This is a genomic window from Salmonella sp. WC3, from assembly GCF_042932255.1.
Taxonomy (GTDB): Bacteria; Pseudomonadota; Gammaproteobacteria; order Enterobacterales; family Enterobacteriaceae; genus Salmonella; species Salmonella enterica.
Map to the genome: position 1 here is coordinate 707,380 of NZ_CP170629.1, position 24,011 is coordinate 731,390.

Annotated in this window: 19 protein-coding genes; 8 read left to right on the top strand and 11 right to left on the bottom strand. The window is 51.7% G+C overall.

Translation table 11 applies throughout. The features are described from left to right. Window positions 1-89: 89 nt before the first annotated feature. Both ACFK9X_RS03350 and ACFK9X_RS03355 read right to left on the bottom strand, forming a co-directional pair. Window positions 90-1,055 carry a DMT family transporter gene (locus tag ACFK9X_RS03350; RefSeq protein ID WP_000623290.1) on the bottom strand — a complete coding sequence of 322 codons (966 nt, stop codon included), beginning with the start codon at window positions 1,053-1,055 and terminating at the stop codon, window positions 90-92. An 80-nt stretch (window positions 1,056-1,135) separates the two neighbouring features. Beyond that, window positions 1,136-1,984, bottom strand: a complete 849-nt coding sequence (locus tag ACFK9X_RS03355; RefSeq protein ID WP_151115520.1) for an SDR family oxidoreductase — start codon at window positions 1,982-1,984, stop codon at window positions 1,136-1,138. Window positions 1,985-2,071: 87 nt separating this feature from the next. Here ACFK9X_RS03355 and ACFK9X_RS03360 point away from each other — a divergent pair, with 87 nt between their 5' ends. Continuing rightward, window positions 2,072-2,458 carry a helix-turn-helix domain-containing protein gene (locus ACFK9X_RS03360; RefSeq protein WP_001201294.1) on the top strand — a complete coding sequence of 129 codons (387 nt, stop codon included), beginning with the start codon at window positions 2,072-2,074 and terminating at the stop codon, window positions 2,456-2,458. Between the two features lie 57 nt (window positions 2,459-2,515). On the opposite strand, the gene ACFK9X_RS03365 is transcribed toward ACFK9X_RS03360, so the two are convergent. Next, window positions 2,516-4,459 carry a bifunctional 2',3'-cyclic-nucleotide 2'-phosphodiesterase/3'-nucleotidase gene (locus ACFK9X_RS03365; protein WP_151115522.1) on the bottom strand — a complete coding sequence of 648 codons (1,944 nt, stop codon included), beginning with the start codon at window positions 4,457-4,459 and terminating at the stop codon, window positions 2,516-2,518. Between the two features lie 267 nt (window positions 4,460-4,726). On the opposite strand from ACFK9X_RS03365, the gene cysQ reads away from it, so the two are divergent. After that, window positions 4,727-5,467: a 3'(2'),5'-bisphosphate nucleotidase CysQ gene (cysQ, locus tag ACFK9X_RS03370; protein WP_000893398.1), complete on the top strand. Its 741-nt coding sequence runs from the start codon at window positions 4,727-4,729 to the stop codon at window positions 5,465-5,467. On the opposite strand, the gene ACFK9X_RS03375 is transcribed toward cysQ, so the two are convergent. Continuing rightward, window positions 5,457-6,014: a YtfJ family protein gene (locus ACFK9X_RS03375; RefSeq protein WP_000175301.1), complete on the bottom strand. Its 558-nt coding sequence runs from the start codon at window positions 6,012-6,014 to the stop codon at window positions 5,457-5,459. The two genes, cysQ and ACFK9X_RS03375, sit on opposite strands and share 11 nt — an antisense overlap. 326 nt (window positions 6,015-6,340) lie before the next feature. Between ACFK9X_RS03375 and ACFK9X_RS03380 the strand changes: the two genes are divergently transcribed. After that, a complete protein-coding gene (locus ACFK9X_RS03380; protein WP_000689229.1) occupies window positions 6,341-6,547 on the top strand; it encodes a DUF1107 domain-containing protein in 207 nt (68 codons plus the stop codon). An 84-nt stretch (window positions 6,548-6,631) separates the two neighbouring features. Here the strand turns inward: ACFK9X_RS03380 and ACFK9X_RS03385 are convergent, their stop codons facing one another. Then, window positions 6,632-7,975, bottom strand: coding sequence for a hemolysin family protein (locus tag ACFK9X_RS03385; protein ID WP_000934974.1), 1,344 nt, complete (start codon window positions 7,973-7,975; stop codon window positions 6,632-6,634). A 182-nt stretch (window positions 7,976-8,157) separates the two neighbouring features. Further along, window positions 8,158-8,796: a peptide-methionine (S)-S-oxide reductase MsrA gene (gene msrA / locus ACFK9X_RS03390; protein WP_151115524.1), complete on the bottom strand. Its 639-nt coding sequence runs from the start codon at window positions 8,794-8,796 to the stop codon at window positions 8,158-8,160. 212 nt (window positions 8,797-9,008) lie between these two features. Between msrA and tamA the strand changes: the two genes are divergently transcribed. Genes tamA through ACFK9X_RS03405 form a run of 3 tightly spaced genes read left to right on the top strand, consistent with a single transcriptional unit; the run spans window position 9,009 to window position 14,865 of the window. Then, window positions 9,009-10,742 (top strand): autotransporter assembly complex protein TamA, encoded by a 1,734-nt coding sequence (gene tamA, locus ACFK9X_RS03395; RefSeq protein WP_001120235.1) that lies wholly within the window; start codon window positions 9,009-9,011, stop codon window positions 10,740-10,742. Beyond that, complete coding sequence (gene tamB / locus ACFK9X_RS03400; RefSeq protein ID WP_151115526.1) at window positions 10,739-14,518, top strand: autotransporter assembly complex protein TamB; 3,780 nt, start codon at window positions 10,739-10,741, stop codon at window positions 14,516-14,518. Before tamA ends, tamB begins: the two co-directional genes overlap by 4 nt. A 2-nt stretch (window positions 14,519-14,520) precedes the next feature. Beyond that, window positions 14,521-14,865 carry a gamma-glutamylcyclotransferase gene (locus tag ACFK9X_RS03405; RefSeq protein ID WP_001219167.1) on the top strand — a complete coding sequence of 115 codons (345 nt, stop codon included), beginning with the start codon at window positions 14,521-14,523 and terminating at the stop codon, window positions 14,863-14,865. A gap of 54 nt (window positions 14,866-14,919) precedes the next feature. Here the strand turns inward: ACFK9X_RS03405 and ACFK9X_RS03410 are convergent, their stop codons facing one another. The 4 genes from ACFK9X_RS03410 to fbp all read right to left on the bottom strand — a co-directional run bounded on the left by ACFK9X_RS03410 (window position 14,920) and on the right by fbp (window position 19,453). Beyond that, on the bottom strand, window positions 14,920-16,128 hold the full coding sequence (locus ACFK9X_RS03410; RefSeq protein ID WP_000203131.1) for an MFS transporter: 1,209 nt from the start codon (window positions 16,126-16,128) through the stop codon (window positions 14,920-14,922). After that, a complete protein-coding gene (locus tag ACFK9X_RS03415; protein ID WP_151115528.1) occupies window positions 16,125-17,288 on the bottom strand; it encodes a metallo-dependent hydrolase in 1,164 nt (387 codons plus the stop codon). The genes ACFK9X_RS03410 and ACFK9X_RS03415 overlap by 4 nt, the downstream gene beginning before the upstream one ends. Before the next feature lie 409 nt (window positions 17,289-17,697). Further along, window positions 17,698-18,228, bottom strand: coding sequence for an inorganic diphosphatase (gene ppa / locus ACFK9X_RS03420; protein ID WP_391027641.1), 531 nt, complete (start codon window positions 18,226-18,228; stop codon window positions 17,698-17,700). A 226-nt stretch (window positions 18,229-18,454) separates the two neighbouring features. After that, entirely contained in the window at window positions 18,455-19,453 is a 999-nt protein-coding gene (gene fbp / locus ACFK9X_RS03425; RefSeq protein WP_000853764.1) for a class 1 fructose-bisphosphatase, read from the bottom strand. 174 nt (window positions 19,454-19,627) lie between these two features. On the opposite strand from fbp, the gene mpl reads away from it, so the two are divergent. Then, complete coding sequence (gene mpl / locus ACFK9X_RS03430; RefSeq protein WP_021001075.1) at window positions 19,628-21,007, top strand: UDP-N-acetylmuramate:L-alanyl-gamma-D-glutamyl-meso-diaminopimelate ligase; 1,380 nt, start codon at window positions 19,628-19,630, stop codon at window positions 21,005-21,007. A 490-nt stretch (window positions 21,008-21,497) separates the two neighbouring features. Continuing rightward, entirely contained in the window at window positions 21,498-22,331 is an 834-nt protein-coding gene (iolR, locus tag ACFK9X_RS03435) for a myo-inositol utilization transcriptional regulator IolR (protein WP_000033840.1), read from the top strand. Between the two features lie 50 nt (window positions 22,332-22,381). Here the strand turns inward: iolR and iolT1 are convergent, their stop codons facing one another. Continuing rightward, window positions 22,382-23,815 (bottom strand): myo-inositol import MFS transporter IolT1, encoded by a 1,434-nt coding sequence (iolT1, locus tag ACFK9X_RS03440; protein WP_151115530.1) that lies wholly within the window; start codon window positions 23,813-23,815, stop codon window positions 22,382-22,384. Window positions 23,816-24,011: the final 196 nt, after the last annotated feature.

A 24,011-nucleotide genomic window follows, 5' to 3' on the forward strand; every position in this document is an offset into this window, starting at 1 on the left:
TTTGCAATAACATAAGTTGTATTTTAAATGTATCTTTAAGGCGAGGCTATAACTCTTTCGGGGTGCGTATAATTTAAGCCAGTATGAAATTAGCGTTCCGTGACCGGAACGACGGTCGCTTTTTCCGGTTTCGCTCTCACGGCAATGACCACGCCCGCCACCAGGAGCGCAATGCCGCTTAACGTCAGGAATGGCGGGATTTCCTGGCGCAGAATGAAGGTATAGAGCAGTCCCGCCAACGTCTCAAAAACAATCAGCGGCCCTAAAATAACGGTTGGCAATTTTTGGCTGGCGATATTCCAGCACAGCGCGCCCACCCAGGAACACAGCACCGCGATGGCGATCATCAGACCGATAAACAGCGCGGGATGCGGGCCAAAGGGCAGGGTAAACAACGGTTTCTGGATACTCAGCCACAGACAGACCGCCGCATAGCCGATTAACGAGACCGGCAGCGTAACCAGCGCCTGCGCCGTTGCCCACATCATGGGATGTTTGTCGGGATTTTCCCGCAGCCAGCGGGCGTTGCGCAGCGCATACCATGCCCAGCACGCTACGGAAATCAGCGCCAGCACAATGCCTGAACCATAGCGCCAGCCGCTAACATCGGACAATCCCTGACTAAGTTCAGCAATATTGACGCACAGCAGGCCAAAACCGATAAGCGCCAGCGCGGGCGCTAAACGCCGCCAGGATAATCTGCCGTCTCGTTGGCTATAGAGAACGTTAGCGAAAAGCGGAATGACGACCGGCAATGTCCCGATGATCATCGTCGAAACCGGCGCGCCGGTTCGCTGAATGGCGCTGGCGAGGCAGGCGTAATAGATTACATTGCCCATCAGGGTCAGCGACAGGGCGGTGGACCAGTCTTTGCGCGTTAACTGGCGTAACCGCGTGCGGCCTAACCAGGCAATCGGCAGGGCAATCAGCCCCAGCGCCAGATAGCGTCCCATTGACTGTAAGAGGGCCGGGTAATCCGGCACGATTAACGGGCCGACGAAAATCAATCCCCACATTAGCCCTGCCAGCAGGGCGTATAGCACGCCGCTAATCATCAGATTCTCCTCATAAACCGTTCCGTCATTATCAGAGAAGGTCTATGAGGATGCCACATAAATTAACTAAATTTTAACACTTACAGTACGGAGCGAAGGCTTTCTGTGAGCGTCGTCGTCGGGCGACCGATGAGTTTACGCAGCGTATGGCTGTCATCAAACAAGCCGCCTTTCGCCGCGCCAGCGTCAGAATTGGCCAACATATCCGCCAGTCCGTCAGGCAGGCCTGCGCCTTTTAACGCGGCGGCAAAATCGACTTCGCTCAGGTTCTGGTAGACGATTTTTTTTCCGCTCTGATGAGTAAGTTCATCCGCCAACTGGCGTAATGTCCAGGCGTCATCACCCGCCAGCTCGTAGACATTCCCGGCGTGACCCTCTTCACGGATGACGCGCGCGGCGGCGGCGGCATAGTCAGCGCGCATTGCGGAGGCGATTTTCCCTTCTCCCGCTGCGCCAATAAAGACGCCATGCTTCAGCGCGGCAGGGACGCTCGCCAGGTAGTTTTCCGTATACCAGCCGTTACGTAATAGCGTGTGAGGAATACCTGACTCAGCCAGTATCTTTTCCGTTTCAATATGTTCATCGGCGAGCGCCAGCGGCGATTTATCCGCATGTAGCAGGCTGGTATAGGCGATGAATTTCACCTTCGCGGCAATGGCGGCCTGAATAACGTTGCGGTGCTGCGCGGTGCGTTGTCCCACTTCGCTGGATGAAATGAGCAGCAGTTTATCAACGCCCTGTAAGGCGGTGGTCAGCGCGGCTTCGTTAGCGTAATCCGCCTGGCGAACGGCAATCCCGCGCTGACTGAGCGGGGCGGCTTTTTTCGGGTTACGGACGATCGCGATGAGGTGACTGGCGGGCGTCGTTTTTAGCAGGTTTTCAATAACGTGTTGGCCCAGTTGGCCTGTTGCGCCAGTGATAGCAATCATGGTGAACTCCTCAGTGTTGGTCTTGTGTTTTATTACGCTACCACCTAAACTTACTTTTAGTAAGTACGTACAAAAAGGTAAGTATCAATGCGCGCTCATACTCTTTCCCGGCAGTTGCGTGAAGGCAATCTCTTTGCTGAACAGTGCCCGTCCCGTGAGGTGTTAAAACATGTCACCAGTCGCTGGGGCGTACTGATTCTGGTCGCGTTACGCGACGGTACACACCGTTTTAGCGACCTGCGCCGCAAGATGGGAGGCGTGAGTGAAAAGATGCTGGCGCAGTCGTTACAGGCGCTTGAACAGGACGGATTTCTCAACCGGGTGTCATATCCAGTTGTTCCGCCGCATGTGGAGTACAGCCTGACGCCGCTTGGCGAGCAGGTGAGTGATAAAGTCGCCGCGCTGGCGGACTGGATAGAACTGAATTTGCCCCAGGTATTGGCGCAGCGGGACCGTTTATCAGATGACGGCTAGCGCTTTATTCGGCCTGCCAGTCAGGCCGAATAAACGCAGCGCCATACGGGACACACGTTACTTGCTTAAATCCACCTGATAAATGGCAAAACCGATATCATCGACGGCAACCTTCTTCATCGGATACTGCCCTTTCGCTTTAATGAAGGCAGCGGCTTTATCGCCTGGCGATGTTTCAAAGCGGATATCCAGCGCCGTATCGCTGTGGATTGGCGCCAGACGCCAGTTATTATCCGCCGCCGGATGGATTTCGCCCGCGCGTTTTGACTCTGCGCCAATCCATGCCGCCAGCACGGCGCGATTTTCATCCGGAGACGCAAAGGCGATATGGCTGTCGCCCGTGCCGGCAAACTTGCCGCCGTAAGCGCGATAGTTATTCGTGGCGACCAGGAACGTAGCGTTCGGGTCGACAGGCTTACCGTTAAAGGTCAGGTTTTCAATACGTTCCGCCTGCGGATTCACCATCTGGCATTCGCCATCATAGCGGGCGGGCTGTGACACATCGATTTGATAATTCACGCTGTCAATGACATCGAAATTATAGGTGCGAAAGCCATCCCAATTGATCAACGATTGCGGTTTGTTGCTGTGAATATCAATCTGATTAAATTGTCCGGCAGAACATTCCAGCCACTCTTTTACCTCCTTGCCGCTGGCTTTCACCACCACCAGCGTATTCGGATAGAGATAAAGATCCGCGGCGTTACGGAAGGTCAGCTGGCCTTTTTCCACCTCGACAAAGCTGGCAGGATCGTTCTTACGCCCGCCAACTTTAAACGGCGCGGCGGCGGACAGCACCGGCAGTTTCGCCAGATCCGGATCGCCCTGAATAAAGTGTTCCACATACGCTTTTTGCGCGTTATTCACCACCTGTACGGTAGGATCGTCCTGCACCAGAGCAAGATAACTGTACATATTATCGGCGGATTTGCCGATGGGCTTGCTGACAAACTCGCGGGTGGCATCGTGATCGGCTTTCAGAATACCGACCAGCTTACTGTCTTCCGCCGCCAGCGACTTTTTAGCGGCGGCGTCGTAAATAGGCCGCGCTTCCGCTTTCGCCTGCGTAACCTGCCATTTGCCGCTGTCGTTGTTGAGTACCAGATCGACCACTCCCAGATGGTCGCCCCACATGCCAGGCATTACCGCAGGAATGCCGTTAAGTGTACCTTTGGCGATATCCGCGCCTTTGATGTCGGCAAAATCTTTACCGGGGAAGACGGCATGAGCGTGGCCAAACATAATCGCGTCGACGCCGGGAACTTCGCTGAGGTAATAAACCGAGTTTTCCGCCATGCTGTGGTACGGATCGGCAGAAAGGCCTGAGTGAGCAATGACTACCACGATATCAGCGCCTTTCTCGCGCATTTCGGGCACATATTTCCGGGCGGTTTCCGTAATGTCATTGACGGTAACTTTGCCGCTCAGATTCGCTTTATCCCAAATCATGATTTGCGGCGGAACAAAGCCGATATAGCCGATTTTCAGAGTTTGCGGGTTGCCGTCTTTATCAATAACGCTCGTCTCTTTAATCAGATAAGGCGTAAAGAGCGGTTTTTGGGTTTTAACGTCGATAATATTGGCGTTAACATAAGGGAATTTCGCGCCAGCCAGCGCGTTATGCAGATAGTTCAGACCATAATTAAACTCATGGTTGCCGAGGTTTCCAACCGCGTAATCCAGAGTGTTGAGCGCTTTATAGACCGGGTGAACATCACCGTCTTTGAGCCCTTTTGCCGCCATATAATCGCCCAGAGGGCTCCCCTGAATCAGGTCGCCGTTATCCACCAGCACGCTGTTTTTGACTTCATTTCGGGCGGCATGAATCAAACTTGCGGTACGTACCAATCCGAATTTTTCGGTTGCGGTATCCTTGTAATAATCGAAATCCATCATGTTGCTATGTAAATCAGTAGTTTCCATGATACGGAGATCGACGGTGGCCGCATTCACGCTGGCGGCGATCAGCGTAGCCAGAAGCGTTGCACTAAACTTAATCATCAGAGGCACCTTTTAAGAACGCAATAGAAAAGCCGGATAGTGAAAAATAGCGATGGTAAACAGTGAAACCCGATATCGTTCCGACCGTCGCCAGAAGAAGGCGAAACCGCCCCATCCGGCCGATTTTTTGCGAGTGTTCACAGAAGGGGGAATCATGCCATGAAAGGTATTATCAAAACCGCAGACGGTATCACAGTTGGCGGAACCCTTAACGATCGGGTATAAGTAAAACAACGAGTTAACGCCCCTGTCATAAAGAGGTGGAGAATGTTAGAACAAGTATGCCAGCTTGCACGGAACGCGGGCGATGCCATTATGCAGGTTTATGATGGAGCCAAACCGATGGAGTACGCCCGCAAGCAGGACGATTCTCCAGTCACTGCGGCGGATATCGCCGCACATACCGTGATTCTCGAAGGGTTACGCACGCTCACGCCGGATATTCCGGTGCTTTCAGAAGAGGATCCGCCCGCCTGGGAAGTGCGCCAGCACTGGCAGCGTTACTGGCTGGTCGATCCGCTCGACGGCACCAAGGAGTTCATCAAGCGCAATGGCGAATTCACGGTCAATATCGCGCTGATTGAGCAGGGCAAGCCGGTGTTGGGCGTGGTCTATGCGCCGGTGCTGAAAGTGATGTACTACGCGGCGGAAGGTAAGGCCTGGAAAGAGGAGTGCGGGGTGCGTAAGCAGATTCAGGTCCGGGATGCCCGCCCGCCGCTGGTGGTGATTAGCCGTTCGCATACGGATGATGAACTCACCGAATATCTCCAACAGCTTGGCGAACATCAGACCACCTCTATTGGTTCCTCGCTGAAATTCTGCCTTGTGGCGGAAGGCCAGGCGCAGCTTTACCCCAGATTTGGGCCGACCAGCGTCTGGGACACTGCCGCAGGTCATGCCATTGCCGTTGCAGCCGGGGCGCACGTTCACGACTGGCAGGGAAAAACGCTGGACTATACCCCTCGTGAATCGTTCCTTAACCCCGGCTTCCGGGTGACTATTTACTGAGGAGCTTATGCAGCAGGTCGACCACCTGCTGTACCTCTTGCTGGGTTAACGCGCCATCTTTCACCCATTGAACCCGACCGTCTTTGTCAAGCACGATGACGGCGGACCCTTCTTCTTTTAATTGCCAGGCGTTACGCGCCACGCCATTGCTGTCGACAATAAATTGCGACCACGGGTAGAGCTTTTTATTACTTTCTATACTGCTACGCACGAACATACCGGAGCCTGGGATCGCATCATCGGTGTTCACAATTGTGGTCGTCTGGTATCTGTCATGCGGGAGCTTGGCTGATTTAATCGCTTCAATCAGCGTGGCGTTTTTTTCCTTCGCTGACGTTCGACCCGCAATGTGCAGCAGGACGCGCACTTTTCCCGCCAGCTGCGCGCTATTCCAGTTTTTATAACTAAACTCATCTTTATTCAACGTCAGTTCGCCACGATCGGCAATGCCTACCGGCGGCACCCGTTGGTTATCTTCAAGGTTATGCGCACAAGCCATTATGGGGAGTAGCAGACACGACATCGCCAGAATTTTACGTAGGGTCATGGTCATTCCTTCTTTATTTTTTTGCAGGTGATCCGACCACTTTGGGCCGACAGTTAATCATATGTGCGATTGATGCTTTTTCCCGCAAAGGGGATGCCAGTTTGCGGGCGGGCGCACACTTCCTGTGAAAAATGAAGGCATATACTGAGAAAAATGAGCTGATGTTTAGATAATTCTGAATAACTGTAATCAAAAGGTAAATATACTTATGCACACTGGAAACGACGTAGATATGGTCTATAGTCATATGGCATTAAAATTTGCGCCTTAAAACTGTTGGGCTGATTGTGGCACCGCAAGGGCGTAATACTCTGCAGGAGACAACAATGAAAATTTTCCAACGCTACAACCCGCTACAGGTGGCGAAGTACGTGAAGATCCTGTTCCGTGGACGGTTATATATCAAGGATGTTGGCGCTTTTGAGTTCGATAAGGGTAAGATTCTTATCCCAAAAGTGAGAGACAAGCAGCACTTGTCTGTGATGTCTGAAGTTAACCGTCAGGTTATGCGTCTGCAAACTGAGATGGCGTAACCAAAAGTGCTATGCAGTAGGTTAAAAAAGTAAAAAAAAACGGCTCCTGAATCAGGAGCCGTTGATGTTTCTGGCAAACGTATTTCAGGCCGCGCTGTCTTCTTTACCTTGCGCATCGGGCAGTTTCGGCGCCGGTACGTTGCTTTTATTGTCGAGACGCGTCACCAGCAACTGATCGATACGGTAGTTGTCGATATCCACCACTTCAAATTTGTAGCCGGAAAACTTCACCGAATCAGTACGTTTTGGGATCTTGCGCAGCATAAACATCATAAAGCCGCCAATGGTTTCATAGTTGCCGGATTGCGGAAACTCATCGATATCCAGCACGCGCATGACGTCGTCAATCGGCGTGCCGCCGTCAACCAGCCAGGAATTTTCATCGCGCGCCACAATTTGCTCTTCCAGTCCCTGGCCGACCAGGTCACCCATTAGCGTGGTCATCACATCGTTCAGCGTAATGATACCGACGACCAGAGCGTATTCATTCATAATGACCGCGAAATCTTCGCCCGCCGTTTTGAAACTTTCCAGCGCCTCAGAAAGGGTCAGCGTATCCGGCACAATCAAGGTATTGCGAATTTGCACGCCGCTATTCAGCGCCATACTTTGGTTCGCCAGCACGCGATTCAGCAGATCTTTGGAGTCTACATAGCCGATGATGTGGTCGATATCTTCATTACACACCAAAAATTTTGAGTGCGGATGTTCGGCGACCTTTTTCTTCAGGCTTTGTTCGTCTTCGTGCAGATCAAACCAGATGATACTTTCGCGCGACGTCATAGAAGACGGTACGGTGCGGGATTCAAGTTCAAACACATTTTCAATCAGTTCGTGCTCTTGCTTGCGCAAGACGCCCGCCAGCGCGCCGGCTTCCACCACTGCGTAAATATCATCAGAAGTAATGTCGTCTTTCCGCACCATTGGAATTTTGAACAGGCGGAAGATGTTGTTTGCCATGCCGTTAAACAGCCACACCAGCGGGCGAAAAACGAACAGGCAGAAGCGCATCGGGTTGATGATACGCAAAGCCACAGCTTCTGGCGCAATCATACCGATGCGTTTCGGGGTTAAATCCGCGAACAGGATAAACAGCCCCGTCACCAGCGAGAAAGAGAGAATAAAGCTCAGCTGCTCGGAGAGTTCTGGCGACATATAGTGCGAGAAAAGGGCGGAAAAGGCGGGCGAAAATGCCGCATCGCCGACGATACCGCCAAGAATAGCGACGGCGTTCAGGCCAATTTGCACAACGGTGAAAAACATGCCGGGATTTTCCTGCATTTTCAATACGCGTTGTGCGTTGATACTGCCTTCATCAGCTAATAACTTAAGTTTAATCTTACGTGATGCGGCAAGCGAGATCTCGGAGATGGAGAAGAACGCACTTACAGCGATCAGGCAGAATATAATGAATATACTGTTTAACATATCTTATCCGGCGAAACGCCAGATCCTCGGAAGGGAAGTTTATAAATCCGTGTGGTAACGTTTAATGAAAACCGGCTCGTAGCAGTGAGCCGATAAGTTCAGGGCTAGTATAGCGTAAGCTACTGTAAAGTCGCCAGAGGGTTCATTTTCAACTCCGACAAGTTCCCCCTACGCCAGCGTCGTCACGCGTCAGGCGGCAGGCAAACGCCGATCCCGCCAATCCCGCAGTAACCGTATGGATTTTTGTGCAGATACTGTTGGTGTTCATCCTCGGCGTAGTAAAACGGCGTCGCATGGGCGATTTCCGTGGTAATAGGGCGATGGTCTCCGGCGGCGGCCATTGCCGACTGAAAGCGCTCGCAACTGGCGTGAGCGGCGGCATTCTGTTCCGGCGTTAAGGGATAAATCGCAGAACGGTATTGCGTACCGTGATCGTTACCCTGTTGCATCCCCTGCGTCGGATCGTGATTTTCCCAGAAGATCTGTAAAAGCTGCTCATAACGGATAACGGCAGGATCGTACACTATCCGTACTGCTTCGGCATGGCCGGTCTGCCCGGAGCAGACTTCCCGGTAGGTTGGATTAGGCGTGTAACCGCCTGCATACCCTGCTGCGGTGCTATATACGCCGGGCAATTGCCAGAATAAACGTTCTACGCCCCAGAAACAGCCCATCGCGAAGTAGGCGATCTCCATCCCGGCAGGGACATTGGTCATAGAGTGTTCATTTACCGCATGCAGAGTGGCGATCGGCATCGGGGTGTTGCGTCCTGGTAACGCATCTGCTTGAGTAACCAGATGTTTTTTATCAAATAAACTCATGAGCTATTCTCCCGAAAGCGTTAATTGGCGTTAAGGTTGTAACGAGACGCATCTTTGCACACAATAACAACATTAATGTATCTGGATTTAACCATAAGAAATATTTGGGCAGTCGTCTGCTTTTCAATCGAAATTGTTGATTTTATGTTAAGCCGCGGAGCGGTAGTGTGATTTTTTCCAGGGGTGGGAATAGGGGATATTCAGGAGAAAATGTGCCACATATCCGTCAGTTATGTTGGGTTAGCTTACTGTGCCTGAGCAGTTCTGCGGTAGCCGCAAATGTTCGTCTGAAAGTCGAAGGGCTATCCGGAGAGCTGGAAAAAAACGTTCGCGCACAGCTCTCTACGATTCAGAGCGATGAGGTGACGCCGGATCGGCGCTTTCGCGCCCGAGTTGATGATGCGATTCGCGAAGGGCTTAAAGCGTTAGGCTATTACGAACCCACTATCAAATTCGACTTGCTTCCACCGCCTGCGAAAGGACGGCAGGTATTAATCGCCAGGGTTACGCCCGGCCAGCCGGTGTTGATTGGCGGTACAGAAGTCATTTTACGCGGCGGCGCGCGCACGGACAAAGATTATCTGGCCTTACTGAAAACGCGTCCGGCAATCGGCACGGTGCTGAACCAGGGAGACTATGACAATTTTAAAAAGTCGTTAACCAGCGTGTCGCTACGTAAAGGCTATTTCGACAGCGAATTCGTTAAAAGTCAGTTGGGAATTGCTCTGGGCCGCCATCAGGCGTTTTGGGATATTGATTATGATAGCGGTGAGCGCTATCGCTTCGGACCTGTCACCTTCGAAGGTTCGCAGATTCGTGATGAATATTTACAAAATCTGTTGCCGTTTAAAGAGGGTGATGAGTACGAATCGAAAGATTTGGCGGAACTAAACCGCCGACTTTCCGCTACCGGATGGTTTAATTCTGTCGTGGTGGCGCCGGAATTTGAGAAATCGCGTAAAACAAAAATTCTGCCGTTAAAAGGCGTGGTATCGCCGCGAACCGAAAACACGATTGAAACCGGGGTGGGGTACTCCACCGACGTCGGGCCGCGCGTGAAAGCGTCGTGGAAAAAACCGTGGATGAACTCCTACGGTCATAGCCTGACCACCAGCACCAGTATTTCTGCGCCGGAACAGGTGCTGGATTTTAGTTATAAAATGCCGCTGCTGAAAAACCCGCTGGAGCAATACTATCTGGTACAGGGCGGTTTTAAACGTACCGATTTGAATGATACGGAGCAGGACTCGACCACGCTTGCCGTGTCGCGTTACTGGGACCTTTCCAGCGGTTGGCAGCGGGCGATTAACCTGCGCTGGAGTTTCGACCACTTTACCCAGGGGAACGTCACCAATACCACCATGCTGTTCTACCCGGGCGTGATGATCAGCCGAACCCGCTCGCGAGGGGGGCTGATGCCAACCTGGGGCGATTCGCAGCGCTACTCGGTAGACTATTCGAATACGGCCTGGGGCTCCGACGTGGATTTCTCCGTGCTGCAGGCGCAAAACGTCTGGATTCGGACTTTGTACGATCGCCACCGTTTTGTGATGCGCGCCAATTTGGGCTGGATAGAAACCGGTGATTTCGACAAAGTTCCGCCGGATTTACGTTTCTTCGCCGGGGGCGACCGCAGTATTCGCGGCTATAAATACAAATCTATTTCGCCTAAAGATAGCGACGGCAATCTTAAAGGCGCCTCAAAACTGGCAACCGGATCGCTGGAGTACCAGTATAACGTCACCGGCAAATGGTGGGGGGCAGTGTTTGTCGATAGCGGCGAGGCGGTGAGTGATATTCGCCGTAGCGATTTCAAAACCGGGACCGGGGTCGGCGTGCGCTGGGCGTCGCCGGTTGGGCCTATCAAACTCGATTTTGCCGTACCGGTCGGCGACAAAGACGAACACGGTTTACAGTTTTATATCGGTCTGGGGCCTGAATTATGAGTTTATGGAAGAAAATAAGCCTCGGCGTGTTGATTTTCATTGTGGTGTTACTGGCGAGCGTTGCGTTTCTGGTCGGGACGACGACGGGGCTGCATCTGGTATTCAGTGCGGCGAACCGCTGGGTGCCGGGGCTGGAGATTGGGCAGGTCACCGGCGGCTGGCGGGACTTATCGTTAAAAAATATCCGCTATGAGCAGCCGGGCGTTGCGGTGAATGCGGGCGAAATTCATCTGGCCGTCGGGCTTGATTGCCTGTGGCGCAGTAGCCTGTGCGTCAATGATCTGGCGCTAAAAGACATTAATGTCGCTATCGACAGCAAAAAAATGCCGCCTTCCGAACCGGCGCAAGAAGAGGAAGAAAGCGGACCGCTGAACCTCTCCACCCCCTGGCCCATCACTCTGTCGCGCGTGGCGTTGAATAACATCAATATCAAGATTGATGACACTACCGTTTCGGTGCTGGATTTTACCTCCGGGCTGGCATGGCAGGAGAAAAACCTGACCCTGAAACCGACGCGGCTTCAGGGATTGCTGATCGCGCTGCCGAAGGTCGCTGACGTGGCGCAGGAAGAGGTGGTTGAACCCAAAATCGAGAAACCTCAACCGGATGAAAAGCCGCTTGGCGAAACGCTAAAAGATCTGTTTGCAAAACCGGTAATGCCGGAGATGACCGATGTTCACCTGCCGCTCAATCTGAATATCGAGTCGTTTCGCGGCGAGCAGCTACGCATCACCGGCGATACCGATCTGACGGTGCGCACGATGCTGCTTAAAGTCAGCAGTATCGACGGTAATATGAAGCTGGATACGCTGGATATCGACGCCAACCAGGGCACGGTGAAAGCCTCCGGTACGGCGCAGCTCGCCAATAACTGGCCGGTTGATATTACGCTCAACAGTACGCTGAATATCGATCCGCTAAAGGGTGAAAAGATAAAACTCAAGGTCGGCGGCGCGTTACGCGAACAACTGGAGGTCGGGGTGAACCTTTCCGGGCCGATGGATGTCGCGCTTCGCGCCCAGACGCGGCTAGCGGAGGCCGGTTTACCGCTCAATCTTGAAGTCGTCAGCCAACGCATTGCCTGGCCATTGACGGGTGATACCCAGTTTCAGGCTGACGATCTGAAGCTCAAACTGAGCGGTAAGATGACCGACTATACGTTGTCGATGCGAACCGCCGTGAAAGGACAAGATATTCCGCCGGCGACCATCACGCTGGATGCTAAAGGGAATGAGCGGCAGATTAATCTCGATAAACTCACCATCGCCGCTCTGGAGGGAAAAACCGAACTGAAAGCGCTGGTGGACTGGCAGCAGGCGATTAGCTGGCGTGGCGAACTGACGCTGAATGGCATCAATACCGCTAAAGAGATCCCGGACTGGCCCGCGAAGCTTAACGGCGTCATGAAAACCAAAGGCAGCCTCTACGGCGGTACCTGGCAGATGGATGTTCCGGAGCTCAAGCTGACCGGCAATGTGAAGCAGAACAGCGTTAACGTCAACGGGACGCTAAAGGGCAACAGCTACATGCAGTGGACGATCCCGGGGCTGCACCTTGCGCTGGGCCCAAACAGCGCCGATATAAAAGGCGAGCTTGGCGTTAAGGAGCTGAATCTTGACGCCGCCATCGATGCGCCAGGGCTGGATAATGCGCTGCCAGGGCTGGGCGGCATGGCAAAAGGAATCGTTAAAGTCCGCAGTACGGTAGAAGCGCCGCAGCTGTTGGCGGATATCACCGCCCGCGGTCTGCGCTGGCAGGAGCTGTCTGTCGCCCAGGCGCGCATTGAGGGCGATATTAAATCCACCGATCAGATAGCGGGCCATCTCAACGTTCGCGTAGAGCGGATTTCGCAACCCGACGTTAACATCAATCTGGTGACGCTTGACGCCAAAGGCAGCGAGAAGCAGCATCAGCTACAGCTCCGTGTTCAGGGAGAGCCGGTATCCGGTCAACTCTCCCTGACAGGCAGTTTTGATCGCGAGGCGGCGCGCTGGAAAGGGACGTTAAGCGACACCCGTTTCCAGACGCCAGTGGGGCCATGGTCGTTGACCCGCGCGATTGCGCTGGACTACCGTAATAAAGAACAGAAAATCAGTATCGGGCCGCATTGTTGGCTGAACCCGAACGCCGAGCTGTGCGTACCGCAAACCATTGATGCGGGCGCCGCAGGACGGGCGGTGGTCAATCTCAACCGCTTTGATCTGGCGATGCTGAAGCCATTTATGCCTGATACCACGCAGGCCAGCGGGGTCTTTAGCGGGAAAGCGGATGTGTCGTGGGACACCACCCAGGAGGGATTGCCGCAGGGGACGGTCACGCTTTCCGGTCGTAATGTGAAGGTCACGCAGACCGTCAATGACGCGCCGTTACCGGTCGCGTTTGAGACGCTGAACCTCAGCGCTGATCTGCACAATAATCGCGCCGAACTGGGATGGCTGATTCGCCTGACGAACAATGGTCAATTCGATGGCCAGGTGCAGGTAACCGATCCTCAGGGGCGGCGCAATCTCGGCGGTAACGTCAACATGCGCAATGTCAATCTGGCGATGGTCAACCCTGTCTTTTCGCGCGGCGAAAAAGCGGCGGGAATGTTAAACGCCAGGCTACGTCTGGGCGGCGATGTGCAAAGCCCGCAGTTGTTTGGTCAGTTGCAGCTTAGCGCGCTGGATATTGACGGTAATTTTATGCCGTTTGAGATGCAGCCGAGCCAGCTCACCATGAACTTTAGCGGGACGCGTTCGACGCTCGCCGGTATCGTGCGAACACAACAAGGGCAAATTAACCTGAACGGTAACGCCGACTGGAGCCAGATTGACAACTGGCGCGCGCGGGTGACGGCGAAAGGCAGCCGGGTGCGGATTACCGTTCCGCCGATGGTGCGCCTGGATGTCTCGCCGGATGTGGTCTTTGACGCGACGCCTTCGCTGTTCACGTTGGATGGGCGTGTGGACGTTCCGTGGGCGCGAATTGTGGTGCACGACCTGCCGGAGAGCGCGGTCGGCGTCTCCAGCGATGTGGTTATGCTCAACAATGACCTGCAACCAGAAACGCCGCAGACAGCGTCTATTCCCATCAACAGTAATCTGACGGTCCACGTCGGCAACAACGTGCGCATCGACGCCTTCGGGCTTAAAGCGCGTTTGACCGGCGATTTGAAAGTCGCGCAGGATAAGCAGGGGCTGGGGCTGAATGGTCAAATCAATATTCCTGACGGCCGATTCCGCGCCTACGGCCAGGACCTGCTTGTCCGTAAAGGCGAGCTGCTGTTCTCCGGCCCGCCGGATCAGCCGCTGCTCAATATCGAAGCGATCCGTAACCCTGACGCCACCGAAGACGATGTCATTGCGGGCGTGCGTGTCACAGGCACTGCTGATGAACCCAAAGCGGAAATCTTCTCCGATCCGGCGATGCCGCAGGCTGAAGCGCTTTCTTATCTGCTGCGTGGGCAGGGGTTGGACAGCAATCAGAGTGATAGCGCAGCAATGACTTCCATGCTTATTGGCCTGGGGGTTGCGCAAAGTGGTCAGGTTGTGGGTAAAATCGGAGAGACATTCGGTGTAAGTAATCTGGCGCTGGACACGCAAGGGGGGGGCGATTCGTCCCAGGTTGTGGTCAGCGGCTATGTACTGCCGGGTCTACAGGTGAAGTATGGTGTAGGGATATTTGACTCTCTGGCGACGCTCACGTTACGTTATCGCCTGATGCCTAAGCTATATCTGGAAGCAGTGTCTGGCGTAGATCAGGCACTTGATTTGCTCTATCAGTTTGAGTTTTAGCAATGCGAATATTTGTCTATGGCAGTTTACGACAGAAACAAGGCAACAGTCACTGGATGACCAATGCCCAATTGCTTGGCGATTACCGTATCGATAACTACCAGTTGTATAGTCTGGGCCACTATCCAGGCGCAGTTCCGGGAAACGGAGCGGTATACGGTGAAGTTTATCGAATTGATAACGCCACGCTGGCCGAACTTGATGCTTTGCGCACCAGGGGCGGTGAATACGCACGCCAGTTAATCCAGACGCCTTACGGCAGCGCATGGATGTATGTATATCAACGTCCTGTTGATGGGTTAACTCTGATTGAAAGCGGTGACTGGTTAGACAGAAACCAGCCCTGAACTGAACACGCCACCCTCGGGTGGCGTTGTTTTTTTACATTCTGGCTGATGACGCTAGCGCCGGGCATGGTGAGCTCTTATTCTGCCGTAGATCAATAATGACGCGCCGCCCAGGATAACAATGCATCCGAGAACCATAAATCCCTGCATATAGCTGCCGGTTGTCCGGTAAAAATAGCCGACCATTAGGCCTGCCAGCGTACCGCCGCCGCCGGCGCCGATGCCATTAATAATACCGGAGGCTGGGCCAATCGCATGGGGTTTAACGTTCGACTGGATAATCGACCAGATATTGGGGGTAAAGCTGGCGGCATAATAACCCATCGCCAGGGTAATGAGCGTGATTTTAAAGCCTGGCGCATCGACAAATGGCAGGAGAAATAACATCACGCCGGGGATTAGTAGGCCCAGTGAAGCAATAAGTACACGCTTTTGTGTTTTATCACTGATCCATGAGATAGGGATTGCCAGTATAACCGCAGTCAGATAAGGCAGAGAACTGACCAATGCTTTACTGAATCCGGTATAGCCGAGAGAATTGACAACCATGGGGATCCATAACGTAATTCCCCAGAACAACATCCCTTGAGTAATGTAGGTAAAAATAAGAAGTAGGAAGGGGGTTCCGCCCAGCGATTCCAGGGTAAGCTTAGTTTTCTCTGTTGGCGCCGGCGCACGATAATAAGGCGCTTCTTCCTGTTTTTTCAGCATTGTTATATAAAGTGGAACCACAACAACAATGCCGATCACACCAGTGATAATAAAAACATTTCGCCAACCGAAGGCAGCATCCAGCGGGGACAAAATCATAAATCCCAGTCCTAATGCCAGGAACTGTCCATAATACTGAATAATACTATTCGCCTGCGTCCGTTCTTTGTCTGAAAACCAGTCGCTGGCGAAGCGGGACTGCTGCGGCCAATAAATGCCTTCGGTAATGCCAAGCACCAGCCGACAAATCAAAATAACGTACACTGACGAGGTAAATCCGACAAAAACGGTCGCAATCGACCAGATTAGCACCATCAGAATGACTATTTTTTTCGGATCGTATCGCTGGGTAAATACGCCGCCAAAAATATTTGAAAAGGCATAGCCAATAAGAAATATGGTTAATACAATGCTGGCCGTTGCGCCATCAATATTCAGGTCGTGTGTAATCGTAGGTAACGTAACGGAAAGATTAGAACGGTCAAGATAAGCAACAAAAAGGCCGAACATTAATGTCGCGCCGATCCGTAGCCATTTTTGCATTGAGGTCATTTTTCAACTCCGTTTGGCCGCGCGCCAAAATCAATTTGACGAAATAATATATCACCGGATTTTATGGTCATTTGTGGTACCAGCACATGCGTCCCCGTGAGCGTTTCACCATGAATATCGGCAAATTCAACATGCCTGTTTTTTAATTTAAAGATGGCGATATCGGCAAATGCCCCAGGGGCCAGCGTACCAATTTCTGCTGCCATACCCATTAAAACTGCTGGGGTATGGGTACAGGCGTTAATGACATCGGTAAGCGCGACGCCGAGTGCTAAATATTTCGATAAAATCCATGGTAAGGCGTAAACAGGCCAGGCGAGTTTAGTGATGGTTGAGAGATCGCTACTGATGATATCCGGAAGAAAGCCATTGGCGATGGCCCGGCGTGCCGTGTTCATTGAAAAATGGCTGCGACCATTGGCGGCATCAAATATAACGCCTCTTTCCCTTGCCTGACGGACTTCGGCTAAGACAGAGCCTTCATCAGTAAGAATGGTGCTACCTTTGCCGTGAAACGCATGAGCGATAATATCGCCGCGGCGTAGCAAGGAGACAAGTTCTTTCATGGGAACGATGGGATGAGTCGAGTGTATTGCCACGGGGCACCTTAAATCGTTGGCAATACGAAGGGATTCAGTCAGCGGTTTTAAGCCATATTCAGCAATGTCCTCAGTCTGAACCTTGAGTTTTAATCCCTGAAGAACGTTGCGATACTGGCGAAACAGCGCGTGGATCTTATTTTCATCAATATTGTCAGGATCATAATTTTCTTGTGACCAGGTTTGGCCCGGCGGCGACACGGTCAGAAACGCTTTGATTCGAACTTTGCTGGCGCAAATCACCGTTCGGTAGAAGGCATCAAAGTTTGCCGTACCGGCAGAACCTGCATCCACGACGGTGGTGACGCCATTCGGCGGCATGTACATATCAGGCCTGACGCCGCCTTCCGTCGCGTCATAAAAAACATGCGCGTGATAATCGATAAGACCGGGAGTAACGATCATGCCGTCGGCATGGATAATCCGGGTCTCCGAAGTTACAGGATATTTATCGGCATCAACGATAATATCGTTAATGATGCGTAAATTGTTAATCTCATTAATATTACGAGCGGGATCGATGATATGTCCACCGGTAATTAATATATCATTTTTCATCATAATCTCTTAAAATAGTAAATAATTATGGCAGCCCTTAAAAATATATTAAAAAGTGTGTTTTGAGCGGATGTTATGTTGGATTAAAAATACGGTTATTGGTAGGGAGAGCTTAGGATACCTTATTAAAAAGGTAATCGGGCTTATGCACTAAATAAGACTTTAGCGCTTGCTAATATTTAGGGCGTAAGTCCATGGGAGTCTGGGGGCATTCACAAAACAATTATTATCTTGAGCTTTTTAGAGAAACCGTGAGCGTATTCAACCCTTTTTAATAAAAAATAAGGTAAAGTCTTATTCATTCCGTGAATGTTAAACTAATAATGATAAAAATTGTGTTCTATTCATTAGCCAATAAAAAGGCCCTCATTACTATGAGAGCCTTTATCTTGACGATTATGTAAAAGCGAACTTATTTCTTCGCTGCGCGCTCGAAGGAGGCAACGATTTCCGCTTTAGCCGCTTCGGCGTTGTCCCAACCGTCAACTTTCACCCATTTGCCTTTTTCGAGATCTTTATAATGCTCGAAGAAATGAGTGATCTGCGCTTTCAGCTGTTCTGGCAGATCGTTCACATCTTTAATGTGATCGTACTCTTTGCTCAGTTTGGTGTGCGGTACGGCAACCAGTTTCGCATCTTCACCGGATTCGTCGGTCATTTTCAGTACGCCAACCGGACGGCAACGGATGACGGCGCCTGGCTGCAGCGGGTACGGCGTCGGGACCAGAACGTCTACCGGGTCGCCGTCCAGAGACAGGGTATGGTTGATGTAACCGTAGTTGCACGGATAGAACATCGCGGTGGACATGAAGCGGTCAACGAACAGCGCGCCGCTCTCTTTGTCAACTTCGTATTTGATCGGATCTGCGTTAGCCGGGATCTCGATAACGACGTAGATATCTTCCGGCAGTTCTTTACCCGCCGGGACGTTGAGTAAGCTCATGTCTGTTTCCTTTGAATTTATGACAAACAAGTGGCGAGTATTATAGCCAACTCACGCCGAAAGTCTTCGCTTGTTTTCGTTTCCGCCTCATCTGGCGCGTCGTTGCGGAGCATAAACGACAAAGGTTAAGAACCGGAAAAATCACGGGCCTGATAAGGCAACGCCGCCATCGGACATGTTATTGCCCAATGGCGGCTTCATGCGTTAGTCCGCATGGTGGTAAAGATTACGCGTCCGGGTATTCGCGGATAAAGCGTTCCACATCGTCAACCATATGGCGGTTGCCAACGAAGAACGAGCGGCGCTGGTGCAGGCTTTCCGGAATGATATCCAGAATACGTTCTTTACCATCGCTTGCTTTGCCGCCGGCCTGTTCCGCGAGAAACGCCATCGGGTTGCATTCATACAGCAGACGCAGTTTTCCCTGCGGATGGCTGGCGGTGCTGGGGTAGAGATAGATGCCGCCTTTCAGCAGGTTGCGATGGAAATCGGCCACCAGAGAGCCAATGTAACGTGAGGTATAAGGGCGACTTGTTGAACTATCCTCTTCCTGGCAGAATTTGATGTACTTCTTCACGCCATTCGGGAATTTAATGTAGTTGCCTTCGTTAATGGAGTAGGTTTTACCCTTTTCCGGGAAACGCATACGTTCCTGGCACAGACAGAACACGCCTAACGACGGATCGTAGGTGAAAGCGTGTACGCCGCAGCCGGTGGTGTAAACCAGCATGGTGGACGAGCCATACACGACATATCCCGCAGCGACCTGTTTGTTGCCGGGTTGCAGGAAATCTTCTTCGGTGACTGGCGTGCCGACGGGCGTCACGCGGCGATAAATCGAGAAAATCGTACCGACAGAGACGTTAACGTCGATGTTAGAAGAGCCATCCAGAGGGTCCATCAGCACCACATATTTCGCGTGTTCGCAGCCTTCAAAGACGACAATTTCGTCCTCTTCTTCCGATGCGATGCCCGCTACAATATCGCGCGCTTTTAGTGCAGCTTTCAGTTTCTCGTTCGCGAACAGATCGAGTTTCTGCTGAACCTCGCCCTGTACGTTCTCAGCACCGCTGGCACCCAGGATATCGACCAGACCGGCCTTGTTGATATCGCGGTGGATGATCTTGGCGCCCAATTTTATTGCCGACAGCAAAGCAGTGAGCTCACCGGTAGCCTGAGAGAACTCGTGCTGCTTTTCGACAATAAATTCACCTAACGTTTTCATAACACTTTCCCTGCAATTGATTGGAGTAAAGCGACCGTAACAATCTTAACAAACATTTCAGATGATGCGCTCAGGTGAATCGCGCCAGCAAAGTACAGATTTACCTGAAATGCGTTTCTCACTTGCCAGACATGTGCGTAAAATGGCTCGCAGATAAAAAAAGGATAGTGACGTATGCGCATTCATATTTTGGGAATTTGTGGCACTTTCATGGGGGGGCTGGCGATGCTGGCTCGCTCGCTTGGTCATGAAGTAACGGGTTCGGACGCCAATGTGTATCCGCCGATGAGTACCTTACTTGAGAAGCAAGGCATTGATCTGATCCAGGGTTATGACGCCAGCCAGCTCGATCCGCAGCCGGATCTGGTGATTATCGGCAATGCGATGACGCGCGGGAATCCGTGCGTGGAAGCGGTGCTGGAAAAAAACATTCCCTTTATGTCTGGTCCACAGTGGCTGCACGACTTTGTGTTGCGCGACCGCTGGGTACTGGCGGTCGCCGGTACCCACGGCAAAACCACGACCGCAGGCATGGCGACTTGGATACTGGAAGCGTGCGGGTACAAACCGGGCTTCGTGATCGGCGGCGTACCGGGCAACTTTGAGGTTTCCGCGCGCCTGGGCGAGAGCCCGTTCTTTGTTATCGAAGCGGATGAGTACGACTGCGCGTTCTTTGATAAACGTTCTAAATTTGTGCATTACTGCCCGCGGACGCTGATCCTCAACAACCTTGAGTTTGATCATGCCGACATCTTCGACGATCTGAAAGCGATCCAGAAGCAGTTCCACCATCTGGTGCGCATCGTGCCGGGGCAGGGGCGCATCATCTGGCCGGAAAACGACATCAACCTGAAACAGACCATGGCGCTGGGCTGCTGGAGCGAGCAAGAGCTGGTGGGCGAGCAGGGACACTGGCAGGCGAAGAAGCTGACTACGGATGCTTCCGAGTGGGAAGTGTGGCTGGACGGCGAAAAAGTCGGCGATGTGAAATGGGGCCTGGTCGGCGAACATAACATGCACAACGGTCTGATGGCGATTGCCGCCGCGCGCCACGTGGGCGTCGCGCCCGCAGAAGCGGCCAGCGCGCTGGGGTCATTTATTAACGCCCGCCGCCGTCTGGAGCTACGCGGCGAAGCGAACGGCGTGACGGTGTATGACGATTTTGCTCACCACCCGACGGCAATTCTGGCCACGCTGGCGGCGCTGCGCGGTAAAGTGGGCGGCACCGCGCGCATTATCGCAGTGCTGGAGCCGCGTTCTAACACGATGAAGATGGGGTTATGCAAGGATGACCTGGCGCCGTCGTTAGGGCGTGCGGATGAAGTGTTCCTGCTGCAGCCGCCACATATTCCGTGGCAAGTGGCGGAAGTCGCCGAAGCCTGCGTACAGCCTGCTCACTGGAGTGGAGATGTCGATACGCTGGCGGACATGGTGGTGAAAACCGCACAGCCTGGCGATCACATCCTGGTGATGAGCAATGGCGGTTTCGGCGGCATCCATCAGAAATTGCTGGATGGGCTGGCGAAAAAAGCTCAGAACGTAACAGCGTATTAAATGACTATGCGGTCAGCCAGCCTTGTGGCTGGCTGTTTTATATGGGGCATCTTGCCATCGAAAGCGCATTCCGCTCGCCGGGAGACGTTAAAGCAATACTGAAAAATCATTTGCCGCTCAGTATTGAAAAAGAGTAGACGCATATCCTTAAAGTAATCAGTGTAATACACTAAGAGTGTTCCGCCGGTTGCCGTATGCGGGACGAAAAGAGCCAGTTCGCAATAACAGATGAAGGTTTCGTGATTTATAAACGTCATCTTCTGCCTTTCAACGTTTGCGATGCAGCCTGGCTGCGGGCATCGTCCAGTCATAACAATGCTGATCCTGTCGCATTTATGCGGTCAGATTCAGATTGCTCAGAACCCAGCCCGCCAGCAAATTCTGTACTGAAGGTAACCACAGCGCAATTTGAATGTTGTTAACTGTATGTTCAGTTCATTTGTGCTAATATGGTTATTTACGAAATTTTCGTTCTATTAGAGTATCATGCATGTCTAAACATCAAACTCAACTTTCCTTACTGCAGGATGATATCCGCAGTCGCTATGACAGCCTTAGCAAACGTCTTAAACAAGTTGCTCAGTATATTCTGGATAACAGTAATAGCGTTGCTTTTGACACGGTCGCTTCCATCGCGCAACATGCCGATGTTCCCCCTTCGACACTGATTCGTTTTGCTAATGCGTTTGGTTTTAGCGGATTTAATGAAATGAAACAGGTATTTCGCCAGCACCTGATGGAGGAAACAGTAAGCTATACCGAGCGGGCGCGTCTGTTCAGACAGAAAAATGCGGATGAAGGGGAACCTACCCCGGAAAAGCCGGGTGAAATTCTGAAGCTATTTTCAATGGTGAATGCACAGGTATTACAACAATTACCGGTGCAGATTAAAAATGAGCAGTTGGATGCGGCGGTAAATCTGTTAGCGAAAGCCGACAATATTTATGTGATTGGATTACGTCGTTCGTTTAGCGTGGCCAGTTATTTAACCTACGCATTGCGTCATCTGGAGAGACGGGCATTTTTAATTGACGGTATTGGCGGAATGTTCTCTGAACAGCTAAGTATGGTCAGCCCCGACGATGTTGTTATTGCCATCAGCTACTCGCCTTACGCGCAGGAAGTGGTGGAATTAGTCGAGCTTGGCGCGAAACGCGGTGCGCACCATATTGCGATAACCGATAGCCAAGTCAGCCCGCTGGCAGCGTTCAGTGAAGTCTGTTTTGTGGTACGTGAAGCGCAGGTCGATGGTTTCCGTTCTCAGGTCGCGTCCATGTGTCTGGCGCAAACGTTAGCGGTTTCACTGGCGCTGGCGACGGAGTAAAAAAACAAGCCGATGATCGTATTTAGCGATCATTGGCATTGTGGTGAAACTTAATCAGAATAACGTTCGGTTTGAATTGGCTGCAGTTTTTTTCTGCGTTTTGCTAACACTACGCTCTCCATTTTCTCCAGCGAAATGCCTTTTGTTTCCGGCAGGTAACGGCAGATAAAGAAGTAACTGAAGATGCAGCAGATGGCAAATATCCACATTGGAAATGCGCCGTGGAAATGCGAAAGTAAATACGGGTTTTCATTAATCATCGGGAAGAATTGCGAAACTAAAAAGTTTGCCATCCACATAAATCCGACCGAAATACTCATTCCCTGCGACCTCATCCGGTTAGGGAATATTTCAGAAATAAGCACCCATGCGCCCACGCCCCAGGAAAGCGCGTAGAAAATCATAAAGAACAGCATACCGAATAGCGCGAAATAACCGGTTGCCTGGCTGTACAGCGCCCATGAGGTGAGCAACAAGCCGATGATGCTGCCGATAGTGCCTTTACGCATCAGCGACAAACGCCCCATCTTATCCATAATCATTGCGCCAATAATGGAACCGATAAGCTGAATCACGCCGATCCAGATTGTCTGGAACAGGGCCTCCTGGGCGCTACCGGTCACATCCTTAAGGACGATTGGCGCGTAATACATCATGACGTTAACCCCTGTTACCTGTTGCAGCATAGCGATCATGCAGCCCAGAATCAGGATGAAACGCACGTTCCCGTCGCGGTAATTGAGTTTTTGATGGGCGTTGAGTTGGTCATTTTGCAGTGAGGTTTTTATATCGGCAAGAAGATGTCTGGCATGTTCTTCGTTGGATATTTTGGTCAGTATTTTTAGCGTCTCCTCCTCGCGACCAATCATCATCATCCAGCGGGGAGATTCCGGGATTAAAAAGACTAAAATACAGAACAAAATGCAGGGAATAATACCCGCAGCAAACATATAGCGCCAGCCAAGTTCAATGAGCCAGGTATCCGCTGCAATCGATGCTATTTTGTAGTTAACGTAGAAGATCAGAATCTGACCGAAAACGATAGCGAACTGCTGCATACTTAATGCTCTGCCGCGCATGTTTTTCGGTGAGACTTCAGACATATACATCGGTGATACTGTTGCCGCCAGGCCGACTGCCAGTCCACCGATAATGCGATAAATCACAAAATGGGTGAACGTGTAGGAGAGGGAGGTGCCCACTGCGGAAATAGTGAATAACAGCTCTGAAACCATCAATGATTTCTTGCGTCCAAAACGTTTAGATAAATATCCGGCGCTAAACGAACCAATAACGCACCCCACCACAACGCAGGAAACCGCCCAGCCGGTCTCAGCAGGAGATAGATGAAAGTAGCTGGTCAGTGAACCAATCGCACCTGAAATAACAGCAGTATCGTAGCCAAATAATATTCCGCCCAATGCGGCAATCGCGCAGATGCGTAATATGTAACCCGTATTATAACAACTATCTGATGTGGACATAGGTAGATTATCTCCAGAATAAACTTCATCTATCTGTTTGAATTTAGTGAACAAATAGACAAATTCATCTTATGTCGGTCATTGCCGTAGCTCTGCCGACGATCTTATAGCTATTGAGAACTCTCGTTTCACAACCTATGTTTTAATTTCAAAACTATAAATAATGAAACTTATGTTTTGTTATGGGTATCACATT

What these genes read in the sequence shown, in the direction of transcription:
- ACFK9X_RS03350 (WP_000623290.1), bottom strand. Translation starts at nt 1,055, where the DNA reads ATGATTAGCGGCGTGCTATACGCCCTGCTGGCAGGGCTAATGTGGGGA.
- ACFK9X_RS03355 (WP_151115520.1), bottom strand. Translation starts at nt 1,984, where the DNA reads ATGATTGCTATCACTGGCGCAACAGGCCAACTGGGCCAACACGTTATT.
- ACFK9X_RS03360 (WP_001201294.1), top strand. Translation starts at nt 2,072, where the DNA reads ATGCGCGCTCATACTCTTTCCCGGCAGTTGCGTGAAGGCAATCTCTTT.
- ACFK9X_RS03365 (WP_151115522.1), bottom strand. Translation starts at nt 4,459, where the DNA reads ATGATTAAGTTTAGTGCAACGCTTCTGGCTACGCTGATCGCCGCCAGC.
- cysQ (WP_000893398.1), top strand. Translation starts at nt 4,727, where the DNA reads ATGTTAGAACAAGTATGCCAGCTTGCACGGAACGCGGGCGATGCCATT.
- ACFK9X_RS03375 (WP_000175301.1), bottom strand. Translation starts at nt 6,014, where the DNA reads ATGACCCTACGTAAAATTCTGGCGATGTCGTGTCTGCTACTCCCCATA.
- ACFK9X_RS03380 (WP_000689229.1), top strand. Translation starts at nt 6,341, where the DNA reads ATGAAAATTTTCCAACGCTACAACCCGCTACAGGTGGCGAAGTACGTG.
- ACFK9X_RS03385 (WP_000934974.1), bottom strand. Translation starts at nt 7,975, where the DNA reads ATGTTAAACAGTATATTCATTATATTCTGCCTGATCGCTGTAAGTGCG.
- msrA (WP_151115524.1), bottom strand. Translation starts at nt 8,796, where the DNA reads ATGAGTTTATTTGATAAAAAACATCTGGTTACTCAAGCAGATGCGTTA.
- tamB (WP_151115526.1), top strand. Translation starts at nt 10,739, where the DNA reads ATGAGTTTATGGAAGAAAATAAGCCTCGGCGTGTTGATTTTCATTGTG.
- ACFK9X_RS03405 (WP_001219167.1), top strand. Translation starts at nt 14,521, where the DNA reads ATGCGAATATTTGTCTATGGCAGTTTACGACAGAAACAAGGCAACAGT.
- ACFK9X_RS03410 (WP_000203131.1), bottom strand. Translation starts at nt 16,128, where the DNA reads ATGACCTCAATGCAAAAATGGCTACGGATCGGCGCGACATTAATGTTC.
- ACFK9X_RS03415 (WP_151115528.1), bottom strand. Translation starts at nt 17,288, where the DNA reads ATGATGAAAAATGATATATTAATTACCGGTGGACATATCATCGATCCC.
- ppa (WP_391027641.1), bottom strand. Translation starts at nt 18,228, where the DNA reads ATGAGCTTACTCAACGTCCCGGCGGGTAAAGAACTGCCGGAAGATATC.
- fbp (WP_000853764.1), bottom strand. Translation starts at nt 19,453, where the DNA reads ATGAAAACGTTAGGTGAATTTATTGTCGAAAAGCAGCACGAGTTCTCT.
- mpl (WP_021001075.1), top strand. Translation starts at nt 19,628, where the DNA reads ATGCGCATTCATATTTTGGGAATTTGTGGCACTTTCATGGGGGGGCTG.
- iolR (WP_000033840.1), top strand. Translation starts at nt 21,498, where the DNA reads ATGTCTAAACATCAAACTCAACTTTCCTTACTGCAGGATGATATCCGC.
- iolT1 (WP_151115530.1), bottom strand. Translation starts at nt 23,815, where the DNA reads ATGTCCACATCAGATAGTTGTTATAATACGGGTTACATATTACGCATC.